The organism is Lysinibacillus sphaericus (assembly GCF_015844675.1).
Classification (GTDB): Bacteria; Bacillota; Bacilli; order Bacillales_A; family Planococcaceae; genus Lysinibacillus; species Lysinibacillus sphaericus_E.
The window spans coordinates 229,199-246,205 of the sequence record NZ_LDGC01000025.1; the positions used below are offsets into that span (position 1 = coordinate 229,199).

The 17,007-nt window shown below is 37.8% G+C and carries 19 protein-coding genes; all 19 read left to right on the forward strand.

Annotated elements, in window-relative coordinates; all coding sequences use genetic code 11:
• The first annotated feature begins 11 nt into the window (after positions 1 to 11).
• The 19 genes from fliM to ABE34_RS09290 all read left to right on the forward strand — a co-directional run bounded on the left by fliM (position 12) and on the right by ABE34_RS09290 (position 17,007).
• Positions 12 to 1,007 carry a flagellar motor switch protein FliM gene (gene fliM / locus ABE34_RS09200; protein ID WP_197141908.1) on the forward strand — a complete coding sequence of 332 codons (996 nt, stop codon included), beginning with the start codon at positions 12 to 14 and terminating at the stop codon, positions 1,005 to 1,007.
• A complete protein-coding gene (gene fliY, locus ABE34_RS09205; protein ID WP_197141910.1) occupies positions 1,000 to 2,238 on the forward strand; it encodes a flagellar motor switch phosphatase FliY in 1,239 nt (412 codons plus the stop codon). The genes fliM and fliY overlap by 8 nt, the downstream gene beginning before the upstream one ends.
• Before the next feature lie 21 nt (positions 2,239 to 2,259).
• Positions 2,260 to 2,622, forward strand: a complete 363-nt coding sequence (locus tag ABE34_RS09210) for a response regulator (protein ID WP_197141912.1) — start codon at positions 2,260 to 2,262, stop codon at positions 2,620 to 2,622.
• A 10-nt stretch (positions 2,623 to 2,632) separates the two neighbouring features.
• Entirely contained in the window at positions 2,633 to 3,298 is a 666-nt protein-coding gene (locus ABE34_RS09215) for a flagellar biosynthetic protein FliO (RefSeq protein WP_241747160.1), read from the forward strand.
• The gene (gene fliP, locus ABE34_RS09220; RefSeq protein WP_197141917.1) at positions 3,295 to 3,960 is read left to right on the forward strand and encodes a flagellar type III secretion system pore protein FliP; all 666 of its coding nucleotides are present in this window, start codon (positions 3,295 to 3,297) and stop codon (positions 3,958 to 3,960) included. Before ABE34_RS09215 ends, fliP begins: the two co-directional genes overlap by 4 nt.
• A gap of 13 nt (positions 3,961 to 3,973) precedes the next feature.
• On the forward strand, positions 3,974 to 4,243 hold the full coding sequence (gene fliQ / locus ABE34_RS09225; RefSeq protein WP_197141919.1) for a flagellar biosynthesis protein FliQ: 270 nt from the start codon (positions 3,974 to 3,976) through the stop codon (positions 4,241 to 4,243).
• 4 nt (positions 4,244 to 4,247) lie between these two features.
• Complete coding sequence (gene fliR / locus ABE34_RS09230; RefSeq protein ID WP_197141921.1) at positions 4,248 to 5,024, forward strand: flagellar biosynthetic protein FliR; 777 nt, start codon at positions 4,248 to 4,250, stop codon at positions 5,022 to 5,024.
• Position 5,025: 1 nt separating this feature from the next.
• Positions 5,026 to 6,114: a flagellar biosynthesis protein FlhB gene (gene flhB, locus ABE34_RS09235; RefSeq protein ID WP_197141923.1), complete on the forward strand. Its 1,089-nt coding sequence runs from the start codon at positions 5,026 to 5,028 to the stop codon at positions 6,112 to 6,114.
• 23 nt (positions 6,115 to 6,137) lie between these two features.
• The gene (gene flhA / locus ABE34_RS09240) at positions 6,138 to 8,171 is read left to right on the forward strand and encodes a flagellar biosynthesis protein FlhA (RefSeq protein WP_197141925.1); all 2,034 of its coding nucleotides are present in this window, start codon (positions 6,138 to 6,140) and stop codon (positions 8,169 to 8,171) included.
• Positions 8,168 to 9,364: a flagellar biosynthesis protein FlhF gene (gene flhF / locus ABE34_RS09245; protein ID WP_197141927.1), complete on the forward strand. Its 1,197-nt coding sequence runs from the start codon at positions 8,168 to 8,170 to the stop codon at positions 9,362 to 9,364. The genes flhA and flhF overlap by 4 nt, the downstream gene beginning before the upstream one ends.
• On the forward strand, positions 9,361 to 10,236 hold the full coding sequence (locus ABE34_RS09250; RefSeq protein WP_197141929.1) for a MinD/ParA family protein: 876 nt from the start codon (positions 9,361 to 9,363) through the stop codon (positions 10,234 to 10,236). Before flhF ends, ABE34_RS09250 begins: the two co-directional genes overlap by 4 nt.
• Positions 10,237 to 11,391: a protein-glutamate methylesterase/protein-glutamine glutaminase gene (locus tag ABE34_RS09255; protein WP_197141931.1), complete on the forward strand. Its 1,155-nt coding sequence runs from the start codon at positions 10,237 to 10,239 to the stop codon at positions 11,389 to 11,391.
• A 14-nt stretch (positions 11,392 to 11,405) separates the two neighbouring features.
• Positions 11,406 to 13,472 (forward strand): chemotaxis protein CheA, encoded by a 2,067-nt coding sequence (locus ABE34_RS09260; protein WP_197141933.1) that lies wholly within the window; start codon positions 11,406 to 11,408, stop codon positions 13,470 to 13,472.
• A gap of 27 nt (positions 13,473 to 13,499) precedes the next feature.
• Positions 13,500 to 13,946 (forward strand): chemotaxis protein CheW, encoded by a 447-nt coding sequence (locus tag ABE34_RS09265; RefSeq protein WP_079560480.1) that lies wholly within the window; start codon positions 13,500 to 13,502, stop codon positions 13,944 to 13,946.
• 9 nt (positions 13,947 to 13,955) lie between these two features.
• On the forward strand, positions 13,956 to 14,588 hold the full coding sequence (locus ABE34_RS09270) for a chemotaxis protein CheC (RefSeq protein WP_132357421.1): 633 nt from the start codon (positions 13,956 to 13,958) through the stop codon (positions 14,586 to 14,588).
• Positions 14,589 to 15,095, forward strand: coding sequence for a chemotaxis protein CheD (locus ABE34_RS09275; RefSeq protein WP_197141935.1), 507 nt, complete (start codon positions 14,589 to 14,591; stop codon positions 15,093 to 15,095).
• Positions 15,095 to 15,469: a hypothetical protein gene (locus ABE34_RS09280; RefSeq protein WP_197141937.1), complete on the forward strand. Its 375-nt coding sequence runs from the start codon at positions 15,095 to 15,097 to the stop codon at positions 15,467 to 15,469. Before ABE34_RS09275 ends, ABE34_RS09280 begins: the two co-directional genes overlap by 1 nt.
• A gap of 422 nt (positions 15,470 to 15,891) precedes the next feature.
• On the forward strand, positions 15,892 to 16,662 hold the full coding sequence (locus tag ABE34_RS09285; protein ID WP_197141939.1) for a FliA/WhiG family RNA polymerase sigma factor: 771 nt from the start codon (positions 15,892 to 15,894) through the stop codon (positions 16,660 to 16,662).
• 36 nt (positions 16,663 to 16,698) lie between these two features.
• Positions 16,699 to 17,007: an RNA polymerase subunit sigma gene (locus ABE34_RS09290; protein WP_197141941.1), complete on the forward strand. Its 309-nt coding sequence runs from the start codon at positions 16,699 to 16,701 to the stop codon at positions 17,005 to 17,007.

Consider the following 17,007-nt stretch of genomic DNA (forward strand, 5'->3'; position numbering starts at 1 on the left):
GAGGTGGGCAAATGGCAGGAGATGTATTATCTCAATCAGAGATAGATGCGCTGCTTTCCGCAATATCAACGGGGGAAATGTCAGCTGATGATATGAAAAAAGAGGACGAGGTGCGTAAGGTTAAAGTGTATGACTTTAAACGTGCACTACGTTTCTCAAAAGATCAAATCCGAAGTTTGACCCGAATACATGAAAATTTTGCACGATTACTGACAACCTTCTTTTCTGCACAGCTGAGAAGCTATGTGCAGATTACTGTTGCATCAGTGGACCAAATACCATTTGAAGAGTTTGTACGTTCGATTCCGAATATGACACTCATTAATGTGTTTGAAGTGCCGCCATTAGATGGTAATATCCTAATGGAAATAAACCCAAACATTGCCTACTCTATGTTAGATCGTTTAATGGGCGGTAGTGGAGCGAGTCATAGTAATGTGGATAACTTAACAGAGATTGAAACTAAAATTATGACAAACCTTTTTGAGCGCTCATTCGACAATTTACGCGAGGCATGGGAAAATGTTGCGGAAATTGATCCGATTTTAGTGGAGCTTGAGGTCAACCCTCAATTTTTACAAATGATTTCGCCAAATGAAACGGTTGTCGTTATTTCCTTAAATACGATAATCGGTGAGACAAGCGGTATGATTAATATTTGTATTCCGCATGTTGTATTGGAGCCTATTGTTCCAAATCTTTCTGTTCGCTACTGGATGCAGGCAAATACAAAAGAAATGTCTCCAGAGCAAACTAAAATGCTTGAAACAAGCGTGAAACAAGCACAACTACCGGTTTCTGTTGAACTAGGTATTACCGACATTACCATTGAGGATTTCCTCACAATGCAAATTGGGGATGTCATTCAATTAGAACAAAAAATTGAAGATCCACTACTATTAAAGGTAGGAACATTACCGAAATTTACAGTTCAACCAGGAAAACAAGGTAAAAAATTAGCAATCCAGATTATCGACCCTTTGAAAGGAGGAGACGAAGATGAGTGATGAAATGCTCTCCCAAGAAGAAATTGAAGCGTTATTAAGGGGCGAAACGTTGGAAGATAAAAACAGCGGCACTGAAGCTTCTACAAATGAAGATATGAATGATTTAAGAGTAGAGGATTACCTCGATTCGTTTGCCCAAGATGCGTTAGGTGAAGTAGGAAATATATCTTTTGGAAGCTCTGCCACAGCGCTTTCAGCGTTACTAGGGCAAAAGGTAGATATTACTACCCCAAGTATTTCAATGATTAACCGAAATAAATTAGAAGAGGAATTTCCTCATCCTTATGTAGCCGTACAGGTTGAATATACAATCGGATTAACAGGTATGAATTTACTCGTTATTAAGCAATCCGATGCAGCGATTATTGCTGATTTAATGTTAGGTGGAGATGGCTTAAATCCGAAACCAGATTTAGGTGAGATTCAGCTAAGTGCCGTGCAAGAAGCTATGAATCAAATGATGGGTTCTGCGGCTACTTCAATGTCGACAGTATTTAATAAAAAAGTGGATATTTCTCCACCTACTATCGATTTAATGAATATTTCTCAAAATGAAGGACGAGAAAATATTCCTGAAGATGATTTACTCGTAAAAGTATCGTTCAGATTGAGAATTGGTAATTTAATTGATTCGAATATCATGCAATTATTACCGCTGAAATTTAGTCAAAACATTGTTAAATCTCTATTAGGAGAAACAGAATCAATCGAGGAACCTGTGGCTGCAACACTAGCTCCTGAAGCGCCAGTAGCACCGTCGCCTGTCCAACAACAAGCGCCTATGCAACAACAAGCACCTGTAACACCACCGCCTGCGCAGCCAGTATATCAACAGCAGCCAGCGTCGGTGCAGCAACCAATGTATCAAGAGCAACAGCAGATTCCGCAAGCGACAAGACCTGTTCAACCGGTCAATGTTCAACAAGCACAGTTTGCTAGTTTTGATCCGAATGTTATCTCGCAATCTGAAGCTAGAAATTTAAATATGCTACTTGATATTCCATTGCAAGTTACTGTAGAGTTAGGACGTACAAAGCGTTCTGTAAAAGAGATATTAGAACTATCTAGTGGTTCGATTATTGAACTAGATAAATTAGCTGGTGAACCAGTTGATATTTTAGTTAATAGCCGTTTAATAGCTAAAGGTGAAGTCGTTGTTATTGATGAAAACTTCGGTGTCCGTATTACAGATGTTTTAAGTCAAGCAGAGCGTTTGAATAATTTAAGATAGTTTCAATTGGAGGAGTTAACCATGTCTAAAAGAATTTTGATTGTAGACGATGCCGCATTCATGCGCATGATGATCAAGGATATTTTATCGAAAAATGGATTTGAAGTTGTTGGGGAGGCAGCTGATGGTTTACAGGCTGTTGATAAGTACAACGAATTAAAGCCAGATTTAGTAACAATGGATATTACAATGCCAGAGATGGACGGTATTGCAGCTCTTAAAGCGATTAAGGGTTCAGATCCAAATGCAACTGTCATTATGTGTTCAGCAATGGGACAACAAGCAATGGTAATCGATGCAATTCAAGCAGGTGCGAAAGACTTTATAGTGAAACCTTTCCAAGCTGATCGTGTAATTGAAGCGATTCAAAAAGCTCTAGGATGATTGAATGCAAATGTTAAAATCATTTCGTCTAACGATGATTTTCGCATTTCTTGTATCCTTCCTGTTTTTGTACCCTACAACGACTTCTGTATATGCAGAATCTGACACGAATTTTGTGAGCGACTGCATTAAAGGAGATTGTAAAGAAGATAGTACTCCAGCTGCTAAGAAAGATTCAGATGAACCAGCGGCTGGAGGCTTATCTGCGTGGGAATACATAAAAATGGTTTTGGCGCTTATTTTTGTTGTAGTTTTATTTTATGGATTAATGAAGTTTTTAAATAAAAGAAATTTAAACTTTCAACGTAATCAATTAGTACAAAATTTAGGCGGTTTATCACTAGGTGCTCAAAAGTCAGTACAACTATTACAAGTAGGTAAAACACTCTATTTAGTTGGGGTCGGTGAGGATGTCCAGCTATTACGTGAAATTACTGATCCTGATGAAGTTGCAACACTTTTAGCGCTATATAATGAACGACAAGAACTTGCAGCAACATCACCGTATATTGCAGAAGTATTATCTAAGTTTAAGAGAAATAATAATGAAAGTTCATCCGTACAGCAAAAACAAACCTCTTTTGGTGAGATGTTCGAAAAAAAGATTTCCGAAATTAAACAGGAGCGCAATGAAGAACTGGAGAAATGGAAGCAAAAGGAGAATGATGATAAATGAATGATGTAATCAGTATTTTTTCCAACAGCGACCCGACAAATGTCTCCAGCTCTGTGAAGCTTCTATTGATGTTAACAGTTCTTTCACTGGCACCAAGTATTTTAATTTTGATGACATCGTTTACGCGAATTGTTATTGTTTTATCGTTTACGCGTACTGCATTGGCGACACAGCAAATGCCACCAAACCAGGTCATTGTAGGTCTTGCTTTATTTTTAACTTTCTTTATCATGGCCCCAACATTTCAAGAGGTCAATAAAGAGGCATTACAGCCATTGTTTTCTGAGGAAATTGGCATTGAAGAAGCATATGATCGTGCCAGTGAGCCTTTTAAAGAATTTATGAGTAAGCATACAAGGCAAAAGGATCTTGATTTATTTTTAAAGTATAATAAGGCAGAAAGGCCAGCATCTGTAGAAGAAATCCCTCTTACAATGCTAGTACCTGCTTTTGCATTGAGTGAGATTAAAACAGCATTTCAAATCGGCTTTATGATTTTTATTCCATTCCTAGTAATCGACATGATTGTCGCAAGTACGCTAATGTCGATGGGGATGATGATGTTACCACCGGTAATGATTTCATTGCCGTTTAAGATTTTATTATTTGTACTCGTGGATGGTTGGTATCTTGTGATGAAATCATTACTACAAAGTTTTTAGGGGATGATACAGTATGACAGGTGAATTGGTTATTTCAATTGCAGAGCGTGCCATTATGATTATCCTTCTAACAAGCGGTCCGCTACTATTAGTTGCTTTAATCACTGGTTTAGCGGTAAGTATTTTTCAGGCAACAACATCGATTCAAGAGCAAACTTTAGCATTCGTTCCAAAAATCGTCGCTGTATTAGCAGCCATCGTATTTTTCGGTCCTTGGATGTTATCACAAGTGACTAGCTATGCGAGAGACATTTTTGAGAATTTAACGCGTTATATAGGGTGAGTAGATGAATGAATTAATCCCGCATTTTACGGTTTTTTTATTAGTACTTGTGCGCGTATCGGCATTTTTTGTCACGGTGCCTTTTTTCTCGTACAGAACGATTCCGCCACAAGTTAAAATAACTCTCGCATTAGTTTTAGCTTGGATGATGTATTACACAATTGACGTCGAACCATTTGTATTTAATGGTGATTACATACTTTTAGTGATGAAAGAAGCGCTCATTGGACTGTTACTCGGTTTAGTAGGCTATATCATCATGTCGGCAATTCAAATTGCCGGAAGCTTTATAGATTTTCAAATGGGTTTTGCCATTGCCAATATTATTGACCCGCAAACAGGTGCACAAAGTCCATTGATCGGACAATTTTTTAATACGCTAGCATTACTTTTCTTACTAGCTATAAATGGACATCATATGATTCTCGATGGAATTTATTATAGTTATCAATTTTTACCGATGGATCAAGGGTTTCCTAATTTCGCAAATGACGGATATATAGAGTTTATCATCACAACATTTACGGCTGTTTTTGCGATCGCCTTTCAAATGGCTGCTCCTGTTGTAGCAACTTTATTTTTAGTCGACTTGGCGCTAGGGATCACAGCGAAAACTGTACCACAATTAAATATTTTTGTTGTCGGTTTTCCTATTAAAATAGGCGTTAGTTTTCTAGTTTTATTTACAATGATGGCTGTAATGATTCAAGTTATTCAAAAGCTTATTACCATAATGATTTATGCTATGCGTGATGTAATGGCTATTTTAGGTGGTGGGTAAAATGTTGCTACTGCTGGATTTAGATTTACAGTATTTTGCGGGAGAAAAAACGGAAAAGGCGACGCCTAAAAAGCGACAAGATGCTCGAAAAAAAGGTCAGGTTGTCAAAAGTCAGGATATTTCCAGTGCAATTGTCATGCTCATGGTATTTATCTTTTTGTTCTTCTTTGCAGGTTCACTGCGAGACGATCTTTTAGCTTTTTTCAGGCAAACTTTTATTCATAACATACGCGTAGAAACACTAACAATTGATAGCGTGATGAGCCTATTTACAGAAACATTAGTGCAAATGGCTTTTATTATTGTCCCAATAATGGGAATTGCATTTGTAGGAGCATTAGCAGGTAACTTCCTACAGTTCGGTTTCCTATTTACATTAGAGCCGATGAAGTTTGATTTAAAAAAAATGGACCCGATCAAAGGGTTGAAAAAAATATTTTCTGTCAAAGCCATTATAGAGCTTCTCAAGTCAGTATTAAAGATTGGCTTCATAGGTGGCGTTACGACAATTATCGTTTGGACGAATTTACCGGAAGTTTTGGCGTTATCCTTTAAAAGCCCATGGATGACTCTTATTACAGTGGGTAAGCTTGTTGGTATCATGGGGATTGCTGCTTCGCTCGTCTTACTATGTGTATCCCTTTTAGACTGGATGTATCAAAAACATGATTACGAAAAAAATCTTAAAATGTCTAAACAAGACATTAAAGATGAATATAAAAATAGTGAGGGCGATCCCCTGATAAAATCGAAAATTAAACAACGCCAACGCGAAATGGCGATGCGTCGAATGATGTCAGAGATTCCAAACGCCGATGTTGTCATAACAAATCCAACTCACTATGCGATTGCCATCAAATATGATGATGAAAGTATGGATGCCCCACGCATCGTTGCAAAGGGTACGGACTTTATCGCTCAAAAAATTAAACTGATTGCGAAAGAACATGATGTGGTTATGGTTGAAAATAGACCATTAGCACGGGCAATGTACGATCAAGTAGAAATCGGCGATCAAGTACCAGAAGAGTTTTTTAAAGCAATAGCAGAAGTGCTTGCTTATGTTTATCGAATTAAGCGGAAAATTTAAAGCTTTTAGTAGGAGGGACACAAATGAAAGTTCGCGATATAGGGGTATTAGGTGCGGTTATTTTAATCGTTGCGATGCTCATCATCCCTCTTCCTCCGTGGATGTTAAGTTTCTTAATCGTCATTAATATTACATTAGGATTAATAGTACTTTTAACAGCAATGAGTATGAAGGAAGCGCTAGACTTTTCTATTTTTCCTTCAGTTATTTTACTGTTAACTTTGTTCCGACTCGGACTGAGTGTTTCTACAACACGTGCCATTTTAGCAAAAGGTGATGCTGGTTCTGTTGTAGAAACGTTTGGGGACTTTGTAGTCGGCGGGAATGTACTAGTTGGTTTAGTTGTATTCTTAATTCTTGTGTTAATTCAGTTTATCGTTATTACAAAGGGAGCGGAGCGTGTAGCAGAAGTAGCAGCACGTTTCACACTTGATGCGATGCCAGGTAAACAAATGAGTATTGATGCTGACTTAAATGCAGGAGTTATTTCTGAGCGGGAAGCACGTGAGCGACGCGAGAAAGTAGCGGGTGAAGCGGATTTCTACGGAGCGATGGATGGTGCCACAAAATTCGTAAAAGGGGATGCCATTGCCTCAATGGTCATGGTTATTATCAACTTATTATTTGGTATCATCATCGGTGTTGTGCAGATGGGCCTTCCATTTGCAGATGCAGCAAATCATTTTTCTAAGTTAACAGTGGGAGATGGTATTGTCTCACAAATTCCTGCGCTACTTATTTCTACAGCGACAGGGATTGTCGTAACACGTGCATCTTCTAAAGGAAGTCTTGGTGAAGATATTACAGGGCAGCTTTTTGCTCAAGCGAAACTGCTTTATGTAGCAGGTGGTACAATACTTTTACTTGGATTTTTCACACCTATACCTCTCTGGATAACAATTCCAATTGGTGGTTCACTAATTGCTGGTGCTTATATGATGGATCATAAGAAACCAGAAGATGAAGAAGAATTACTTGAAATTGAGGAAGAAGTGGCAACAGACGGCATGAAGAGCCCTGAAAACGTTGTGAATTTACTAAATGTGGACCCAATCGAGTTTGAGTTTGGCTATGGTTTAATACCGTTAGTAGATGCTGCACAAGGCGGCGATTTATTAGATCGAGTTATTATGATACGTCGACAGTTAGCATTAGAATTAGGGATTGTCATTCCAGTTGTCCGTATTCGAGATAATATTCAATTACAACCAAATGAATATCGAATCAAAATAAAGGGTAATGAAATGGCACGTGGTGAACTTCTGCTTGATCATTATTTAGCAATGAGTCCAGGAGATGATGATTCTATCGAAGGAATTGACACGGTTGAACCGTCATTTGGCCTACCTGCAAAATGGATTACGGAGCAAGTGAAAGAGGATGCCGAAATGTTTGGCTACACAGTTGTTGACCCACCAAGCGTTGTGTCGACTCACTTAACGGAAATGATTCGTGCAAATGCTTATGAATTACTTGGTCGTCAAGAGACGAAGCAGTTAATCGATCATTTACGTGAAACGCATCCAATTTTAGTTGAAGAGTTAACACCTGCTCCATTATCGACTGGAGAAATTCAAAAAGTACTAGGTAAACTTCTACGAGAAAATGTTTCAGTGCGAAACTTACCAATTATTTTTGAGACTCTAGCGGACTATGCAAAGTTAACGAGTGATACTGATATATTAACTGAGTATGTACGTCAAGCATTGGCACGTCAAATTACTTCTCAATACGTAGGAGACAGCACATCATTAAAAGTTATTACCGTCTCTGGTAAAGTAGAGAAATTAATTGCTGATAGTATTCAACAAACGGATCATGGAAATTATTTAGCGATGGATCCACAAGATTCTCAAACGATTTTAGAGACCATTGCTGCAGAAGTGGAACGCGTTTCCTTTATGGAACAATCTGCTATTATTTTATGCTCTCCAGCAGTTCGTATGTATTTACGTCAACTTACGGAGCGCTATTTCCCGCAAATTCCAGTTCTATCTTATAACGAACTTGATGCTACGGTTGAAATTCAAAGTGTTGGGGTGGTGAATGTTGAATGAAAATGAAAAAATATTATGCATCCTCCATACCAGAAGCGATGAAGCTTGTGCGTGCTGAATTAGGTGAGGACGCTGTCATTTTGAACTCAAAAGTAGTCGTTACAAAAAAGTTTTTTGGAATCATTAAAAAGAAGAGCTTTGAGGTTGTTGCAGGTATTGATTCAATGGAGCCAAGTAATATGGCTCCAGCACCTGTAGCTTTACCTACATCAACAACTAAACATGAAAATGCAAGGTTACACGAGATTACGAACGCTGTTCAGGCTAAAATACACCAAGAACAGCCGCAGAATGATGCGCCCTTACATGGGGAAGTTAGCATTTCTGAAGATTTGAGGAAGGAAATTGCAGATTTAAAATCTTTAATGCATTCGATGCATAAGAAGACAATCCAAGATCAATATCCAGATGAACTCTTATCCTTCATTGAATACTTAAGACAACAAGAGCTAAGTGAGGAGCTCATCACAACGATTGGTGATGAGCTTTTTACGCATGTCAAAGAAGCGTCAGACATTAATTTTTCGCAATGTAAGATGATTACGAAAAGCTTATTGCGCAAAAAATTAGAGGATCTACCAGTTGGAGGTATTTCCTATGAAAAAAAATATATTAATGTGTTAGGACCTACAGGTGTCGGCAAGACTACGACAATTGCTAAAATGGCTGCTAGAGCAGTTTTAGAAAAAAAGAAAAAAGTAGGATTTATCACGACAGATACTTACCGTATTGCCGCAATTGAGCAATTAAAAACGTATGCTGGACTGTTACAGGCTCCTGTCGAAATTGCCTATAATGCAACAGATTATGAACAAGCAATCCACCGACTGTCCCATTTAGATATAGTGTTTATAGATACGGCAGGCCGAAATTATAAAGAAGTAAAATATGTAGACGATTTACAGCGTCTTATTAAATTTGATGATCAAGCAGAGTCCTTCTTAGTACTTGCAATGACAACAAAAGAAAAGGACATGGCAAACATTGTCGAGCAATTTAAGCAATTACCAATTGAAAAATTAATTTTTACAAAGATTGATGAAACAAATTCTATTGGCACAATGATTAATTTAATGATTAAATATAATAAGGGACTTGCTTACTATACGAATGGTCAAGAAGTACCAGAGGATATTGAAGAAGCTGATCTAGAAGCAGTACTAAATTTATTTTTTCAAGGTGAGGAAAAATGAGAGACCAAGCTGAAACATTACGCTTGAAAATGTTGAAACAGCAGGGTGAATTAGGTAGGGCAATTGCGGTTGTAAGCGGCAAAGGTGGGGTCGGTAAAAGTAACTTCACGACGAATTTTGCCATTACATTGGCCAATAAAGGGAAAAAAGTTGTCATCGTTGATATGGATATTGGTATGGGCAATATCAATATTTTAATTGGAAAAAATGTTTCTTATAGTTTAAAAGATTACTTGGAGGGAAATGAGTTACTGGATGATGTAATATTTGAAGGTCCTTACAATTTAAGGTATATTTCAGGTGGGTCTGGTATGTCGGGCGTCTTAGAATGGTCAGAGACAATGTTTGAACGACTCGTTTACGCATTTGAGCAACTTCAACAAACCTTTGATTACATTTTGTTCGATATGGGAGCAGGAGCTACTAATTGGTCATTAGATTTATTAACTTCTATAGATGAAATTATTGTTTTATCTACGGCAGAGCCAACATCTATAACAGACGCTTATTCAATGATGAAATATATTCATATGCGAGATGCGGATAAGCAATTTTATGTACTCTGTAACCGAGCCTATAGTAAAGAAGAAGGACTGGAAACCAATGAGCGACTAAAGCGTACGATGAAACGGTTTTTGGACAAAGAGGTTACGATACTAGGCTCATTACCTGAAGATTCTGCTGTGCGTAAGGCTGTGCGTGAGCAGGTGCCTTTTTCAATTTCCTATCCAGACGCACTTATTACGAAGACACTTCAACTAATAGTAGCGCGTTTTATGGAACAACGTGTGGAAGAAGTTCATGCACATGATCAGTCAGCAGGTAAATTTTTAACAAAATTAAGAAATATTTTTTCGAAAGGACGTGATTAATTGGACTTTGTACATAAAAGCAAGCTATTAGTTGTTGATGATTCTGCTTTTATGAGAAAGCTAATTAGTGACTTTTTTGTTGGCAACTCGAAGGTTGAGGTAGTTGGAACAGCACGAAATGGGAAAGATGCGGTAAAAAAGATTCAAACATTGCAGCCAACAGTTGTGACGATGGATATTGAGATGCCTGAAATGAATGGGCTTGATGCTTTAAAAGAAATTATGACTGTATGTCCAGTACCTGTTGTTATGCTCTCTAGTACAACTCAACGAGGAGCAGAAAATGCCTTATCGGCAATTGAATTTGGAGCAGTAGATTTTGTCGCTAAGCCGAGCGGATCAATTTCTCTTGATTTACATAAAATCCAAACTGAACTTGTCCACAAGGTTGAACAAGCATCATTGGTGCCTATTTCGAAATTAAAGAAACCTTCTAGTACTAAAAGACAACAAGAACAGCCATTACAAGCGAGTATCATTAGAAGAAATTTACTTAGTGAAGACAGGGTGACTCCTTCTGACAATGTTTTTCCGACAAGGGCAGAACTATCAAAGCCACATGTAGAATGGAGTAAAGTAGGTCGGAAAATTGTACTGATTGGTACCTCCACAGGCGGGCCTAGAGCTTTACAAGAAGTAATTACAAAAATCCCAAAATCAGTTCAAGCTCCCATTTTAATTGTCCAGCATATGCCGGCAGGGTTTACAAAATCTCTTGCTAATCGTCTGGATCAATTGAGTGAGATTACAGTAAAAGAAGCTGAGCAAGGTGATATTCTGCAAAATGGAGTAGCGTATATTGCCCCTGGTGGGTATCATTTAAAACTTAGAAAAATAGGTACCTCCTTTGGCATAGTCCTTGATAATAATGAACCACCTAGATCTGGACATCGACCTTCAGTAGATGTGATGTTTGAAGATGTGAGCCAATTTAAAGATTTTGATAAAGTGGCTGTTATTATGACAGGTATGGGCCATGATGGGTCTAACGGACTAAAAGCACTAAAAAGCACTGGAAATGTGATGGCAATCGCTGAGTCAGCAGAAACTTGCATTGTGTATGGTATGCCGAAAGCGGCAGTGGAAACGCAGCTTGTCGATGAAGTAGCAGATGTAGATGATATTGCACAAACAATAATGAAATATTTGCCTTAAAGGGGTGTCCTCTTATGGAAGTCAATCAATATTTAGAGATGTTTATTGAAGAAAGTAAAGACCATTTACAAGCATGTAGTGAACATTTATTAGAACTAGAAAAAAATCCAGATGATTTGGCGATTGTCGGAGAAATTTTCCGCTCTGCGCATACATTAAAAGGTATGTCTGCGACAATGGGCTTTGAAGATTTAGCGGATTTAACTCATAAAATGGAAAATGTGTTGGACGCGATCCGAAACGAAAAAATCCATGTATCTCCTGAAATTTTAGATGTTGTTTTTGAGTCTGTAGACCATCTAGAAGAAATGGTGATGGACATTGCGAATGGCGGAGATGGAAAACGTGATGTATCTTCAACTGTTGCTCAATTAAAGCGTATTGAATTAGGTGAAGAAGCGATTCCTGAAGTGGTAGGAACTACTGAGACACCAACTACAGCTGTAGCAAGTACATTAGAGTATGACGGCTTTGAGCAAACAGTTATTTCACAATCTGCTGAGCAAGGTTTCAATGCATTTGAAATTTCAGTGAAATTACGTGAAGACTGTCTTTTAAAAGCAGCACGAGTATTTATGGTGTTTGAGATTTTAGAAAAAGATGGGGAAGTTATTAAATCAAGTCCGTCTGTAGAAAAGCTTGAAGACGAACAGTTCGATCAACAATTTTACGTAGCTTTTGTAACAAAAGAATCTGCTGAAGATATGCAGAAAAAGATTATGAAAGTCTCAGAAGTTGACGAAGTGATTGTCGCCGCTATTGATCCTAAGCAACATCGTGAAAAGGAACAAGCCATTCAAGAAGTAGCAGCAACGGCAACGGTAGAAGTAGAGGCTAAACCTGCTACGGTTCCAGAAAAAAATAGTGCAGCACCTAAACCTGCAACAGCAGCGGCTCCTGCTAAGGCTGATAAAAGCCATGCGCCTGTTGGTAATAAAACAATTCGTGTGAATATCGATCGACTTGATATATTAATGAATCTATTTGAAGAGCTTGTAATCGATCGAGGTCGACTACAGTCTATTGCAACTGAGGTTAACCATGGAGAGTTAAATGAAACTGTAGAGCGAATGAGCCGCGTCATGGGTGACTTACAAACCATTATTTTAACGATGCGTATGGTTCCAGTTGAAACAGTATTCAATCGCTTCCCGAAAATGATTCGTCAGTTATCACGTGATCTAAACAAGAAAATTAACCTCGAAATTATTGGTGCTGAAACAGAGCTAGATCGTACAGTAATCGATGAAATTGGGGATCCACTTGTTCATTTGATTCGTAACTCTGTTGACCACGGTATCGAAAATCCAACGACTCGCCTTGCAAAAGGTAAACCAGAAGAAGGAACAGTTGTATTGCGTGCTTATCATAGTGGTAACTATGTCTTCATTGAAATTGAAGATGATGGAGCAGGGATTAACCGTGAAAAAGTACTAGCGAAAGCCATTTCTAAAGGTATCGTTACACAAGAACAATCATATTCGATGTCAGATAAGCAAATTAATGAGCTTATTTTGGCTTCAGGTTTTTCAACAGCAGATGTTATTTCTGACGTATCAGGTCGAGGTGTTGGATTAGATGTTGTTAAAACAACAATCGAATCATTGGGTGGAAATATTTCGATTGAATCTACACAAGATGTAGGCTCAGTATTCTCGATTCAATTACCACTGACATTATCAATTATTTCTGTCATGTTAGTAGAAATCGAAAAAGAAATTTATGCAATTCCACTTTCATCTATTATTGAAACTTCAATTATCCGTTCATCAGAAATTATGAATGCACATAATCAAAAAGTAATCGATTTCCGTGGCAAAGTAGTACCACTAGTATTTTTAGAAGAAATCTTTGAGGTACCTCGCAAAGAACCGCAGGGTGACGAATTCCATTCAGTGGTCATCGTCCGAAAAGGTGAGAAACTTGCTGGTTTAGTTGTGGATTCATTTATTGGCCAACAAGAAATTGTGCTGAAATCATTAGGGAATTACTTAACGAATATCTTTGCAATTTCAGGTGCAACAATTTTAGGTAACGGGAAAGTTGCCTTAATCGTGGATTGTAACGCACTTATTAAATAAGGTGAATGAATAAGAGAGGTGTAAACAATGACAAATGCAGTGGAACAAGAAAGTATTAAAGTAATTGTTTTTCAACTAGCAGATAAAGAATATGCAATTCCAGTGTCACATGTACAAGGGATTGAAAAACTAATGCATATTACACGTGTACCGAAAACGGAAAAATACGTAAAAGGTGTTATTAACCTACGCGGTGTCGTAACGCCAATTGTTGATTTACGTGAACGATTTGAATTACCGATCTCTGAGCATGAAGAAACAACACGCATCATCATTATATCATTAGAAGATATGGAAGTAGGTTTCGTCGTGGACTCTGCAAATGATGTGTTAGACATCCCAGCTGACTCAATTGAACCACAGCCCGAAGTAGTTGGTTCACTGGAAGAAGAGTTTATTTCAGGGGTAGCCAAAATAGATAAACGATTATTAATTTTATTGCATTTAGAGAAAGTACTAAATCCACTAAAGTAGGGATCGAAAATGACATATAATCAAAAGATTACATCACTACATTTAGACGTATTAAAGGAAATTGGTAATATAGGTGCTGCGCATGCTGCGACAGCACTTTCCAATTTGCTTGGTAAAAAAATTGATATGCGAGTACCAAAGGTCGAAATGGTGTCCTTTAATGACATGATGGAGCTTGCAGGAGGATCTGAAAATGTCGTGGTAGGAATCTATTTACGCATTGAAGGTGATGCTGAAGGTAGTATGTTCTTTATCCTGCCAATTGAACAAGCAAATCGTTTTATCCGTCGTCTCATATTTGATGAATCATTCGACTTTAAAAAACGACCTGTTTCAGAGTTAGGGTTATCAGCTATGCAGGAAATGGGTAATATTTTATCCGGCTCTTATTTATCGGCATTATCTGACTTTACTAATTTGAAAATTTATCCAACTGTGCCAGGGCTAAGTGTTGACATGTTTGGTGCCATTATTAGTATTGGCTTGATTGAATTATCACACGTTAGCGATAATGTTATCGTCATAAACACATCCATTTTTGAAGACGGTGTAGAAGATCAGGAAACAGTAAGAGGTCATTTCTTCTTATTACCAGATCCAGACTCATTTGATGCTATTTTTAAAGCATTAGGAGTTTCATAGATGATACTAAACAGTAGTGATGGCCAAGTTATAAAAGTTGGAATTGCACAAATGGATGTAGTAAAGTTACCGAATACGATAAGAACATCAGGTCTTGGGTCTTGTGTAGGAGTCATTTTATATGATGAATCAAAAAAAATTGCTGGTTTAATACATGTGATGTTGCCAGATTCGAGTTTAGGTAGACAAGAGTCAATAAATGTGGCTAAATTTGCTGACACAGGCATTGCGGCAATGATTGACTTGTTAAAGTTAGAAGGCGTTCAAAAATTCAAGCTAAAGGCAAAAATTGCGGGCGGTGCGCAAATGTTTCAATTCACTTCAGATAAAGACTCCATGCGCATCGGCCCACGTAATGTAGAAGCTGTAAAGCATGAGCTGAAGCGTCATGGAATTCGTTTAGTAGCCGAAGACACAGGCGGCAACAGTGGTAGAACAATTGAATTTAATCCTGCGACGTCGACATTACATATTCGAACGGTTAACCAAGGAGTGAGCGAAATATAATGTTCGGTTCTATTTTTTATAACCTATGGGGTGCGTTAATTGCCTTTTCTATATATTTTTTTAGTACATTTCTAAAACCCTATACACCACTACGTATTATCGTAGGGTCGTTTGTGGCGGGAATAATTATGTTTTTCGTCATGTATATTGTCAGATTTTTAATTGCTTACGTTTTATTCACACCTGAGGGCGATGAAGAACTCGTTGAAGGTGAGCGTGAAGAAAATGAATCTGAGAATCCAGAGGAAGAAAATCAAGAAACACCGACGGCTAATTCAACCGTGGAGTTTCAAGATGAGAACTCGGAAGAGATTGCTCAGGCTGTACGAACGATGATGAATCGTGAGGCGGATCAACAATTAAATAATGCTTAAAAAAGGGAGTCGCAAGTAGCGGCTCTTTTTAGTTATCTTAATTCTTTTGCAAATTCTTATTTTATAGCTTAGGGTGTTTTAACGGGTTTTGACTATATCCGAGCTAACATATACTGACACATAAATGTAAAGAATCTGTGATAGGGTACGAGAAACAAATGAAATTATAGTCGATTCTTGTTATAATATAGGAAAGAATTAGATGGGTTTTTATGTTAAGGTCTAATAACTAGTAACGCTTTGTTGCTTATGCCGAGGCATAATGGATTTTCTTTCAACAATGTTTACGTAGCGAAAGTGAAACGACAGCTACAAGTGTGTTCGTAACGAAAGTGAAACGTCAGTTACAAATATTTTTTGTATTGATATAAGACAGTGGCAAACAGGCGCATAAATGCGTTTTTCTTAGAGAGGTGGATTACATGACACAACCAATTCTGAACGATGAACAAAAGCTGTGGAACCGCTGGATAAATGAACGTGATCCAGATGCAGGTGATTTGCTTATAAAAAAATATATTTCGCTAGTATCTTATCATGTACAACGCATTGGAGCGGGCTTACCAAAGAGTGTATCGCGAGACGATTTAATGAGCTTAGGTATGGTAGGTCTGTTTGATGCGTTGAATAAATTTGATATTAATAGAGACTTGAAATTTGATACATATGCTTCTTTTAGAGTAAGAGGTGCCATTATTGATGGTTTACGTAAAGAAGATTGGTTGCCACGGTCAGCACGTGAAAAGGCGAAAAAGTTAGATGTACAGATTGAGCAGTTAGAACAAAAATATATGCGTCATGTAACACCTGAGGAACTTGCGGAACATATGGCTTTACCAGTTGAGGAAGTTTACCAAACTGTACAGGAGCATTTCTTTTCAAATGTTCTTTCCATTAATGAGCAACAAGATCAAGAGGAGACTGATGGAAAGTCATTTGTTATCCGTGATGATACGACGAAGACACCTGAGCAAGCTGTCGTTAAATCAGAACTGCTTGGGGATTTAGCGAAAAATATCCAAAAGCTCAATGATAAGGAGCAGCTAGTGCTTAGTTTGTTTTATACGGAGGAATTAACACTAACAGAAATTGGGGAAATGCTTGAATTATCTACATCACGCATTTCACAAATCCACTCTAAGGCGCTATTAAAGCTACGGAAATTATTAACAAATGAAATGATTAATGCATAACAATCCTTATATACATATCGTTGAAGGAGGGGTCTTATGAGTTTAAAAGGTGTCGAACTACAAATAGCTATTCCTAAAACATTTGAAGCAGGAAAAATGGCTGATCAGGCACAACAACAAACTTTGGCTCAGCAAGCACATGCAAATGAAGCGTTAAAAAAAGAAGTAGAACGCAAGCAAAAAGTTGTGAATACTTCAGAGGGTATGGATGGGATTAGTGAAGAGGAAGAAGCAGGTGGCGAGTATATAAAAGGTACTCAAAAAAAGAAAAATAAAGATAACGAGAAGCGAGAAAAGCAAGCGCAGCATCCGTTTAAAGGAAATTTCGTGGATTTTAGTGGATAG

Coding starts and splice junctions, on each gene's coding strand:
- fliQ (WP_197141919.1), top strand. CDS start 3,974: ATGACAGGTGAATTGGTTATTTCAATTGCAGAGCGTGCCATTATGATT.
- ABE34_RS09290 (WP_197141941.1), top strand. CDS start 16,699: ATGAGTTTAAAAGGTGTCGAACTACAAATAGCTATTCCTAAAACATTT.
- ABE34_RS09270 (WP_132357421.1), top strand. CDS start 13,956: ATGACATATAATCAAAAGATTACATCACTACATTTAGACGTATTAAAG.
- fliP (WP_197141917.1), top strand. CDS start 3,295: ATGAATGATGTAATCAGTATTTTTTCCAACAGCGACCCGACAAATGTC.
- ABE34_RS09210 (WP_197141912.1), top strand. CDS start 2,260: ATGTCTAAAAGAATTTTGATTGTAGACGATGCCGCATTCATGCGCATG.
- fliR (WP_197141921.1), top strand. CDS start 4,248: ATGAATGAATTAATCCCGCATTTTACGGTTTTTTTATTAGTACTTGTG.
- flhF (WP_197141927.1), top strand. CDS start 8,168: ATGAAAATGAAAAAATATTATGCATCCTCCATACCAGAAGCGATGAAG.
- fliY (WP_197141910.1), top strand. CDS start 1,000: ATGAGTGATGAAATGCTCTCCCAAGAAGAAATTGAAGCGTTATTAAGG.
- ABE34_RS09260 (WP_197141933.1), top strand. CDS start 11,406: ATGGAAGTCAATCAATATTTAGAGATGTTTATTGAAGAAAGTAAAGAC.
- ABE34_RS09285 (WP_197141939.1), top strand. CDS start 15,892: ATGACACAACCAATTCTGAACGATGAACAAAAGCTGTGGAACCGCTGG.
- flhA (WP_197141925.1), top strand. CDS start 6,138: ATGAAAGTTCGCGATATAGGGGTATTAGGTGCGGTTATTTTAATCGTT.
- fliM (WP_197141908.1), top strand. CDS start 12: ATGGCAGGAGATGTATTATCTCAATCAGAGATAGATGCGCTGCTTTCC.
- ABE34_RS09215 (WP_241747160.1), top strand. CDS start 2,633: ATGTTAAAATCATTTCGTCTAACGATGATTTTCGCATTTCTTGTATCC.
- ABE34_RS09275 (WP_197141935.1), top strand. CDS start 14,589: ATGATACTAAACAGTAGTGATGGCCAAGTTATAAAAGTTGGAATTGCA.
- ABE34_RS09280 (WP_197141937.1), top strand. CDS start 15,095: ATGTTCGGTTCTATTTTTTATAACCTATGGGGTGCGTTAATTGCCTTT.
- flhB (WP_197141923.1), top strand. CDS start 5,026: ATGTTGCTACTGCTGGATTTAGATTTACAGTATTTTGCGGGAGAAAAA.
- ABE34_RS09265 (WP_079560480.1), top strand. CDS start 13,500: ATGACAAATGCAGTGGAACAAGAAAGTATTAAAGTAATTGTTTTTCAA.
- ABE34_RS09250 (WP_197141929.1), top strand. CDS start 9,361: ATGAGAGACCAAGCTGAAACATTACGCTTGAAAATGTTGAAACAGCAG.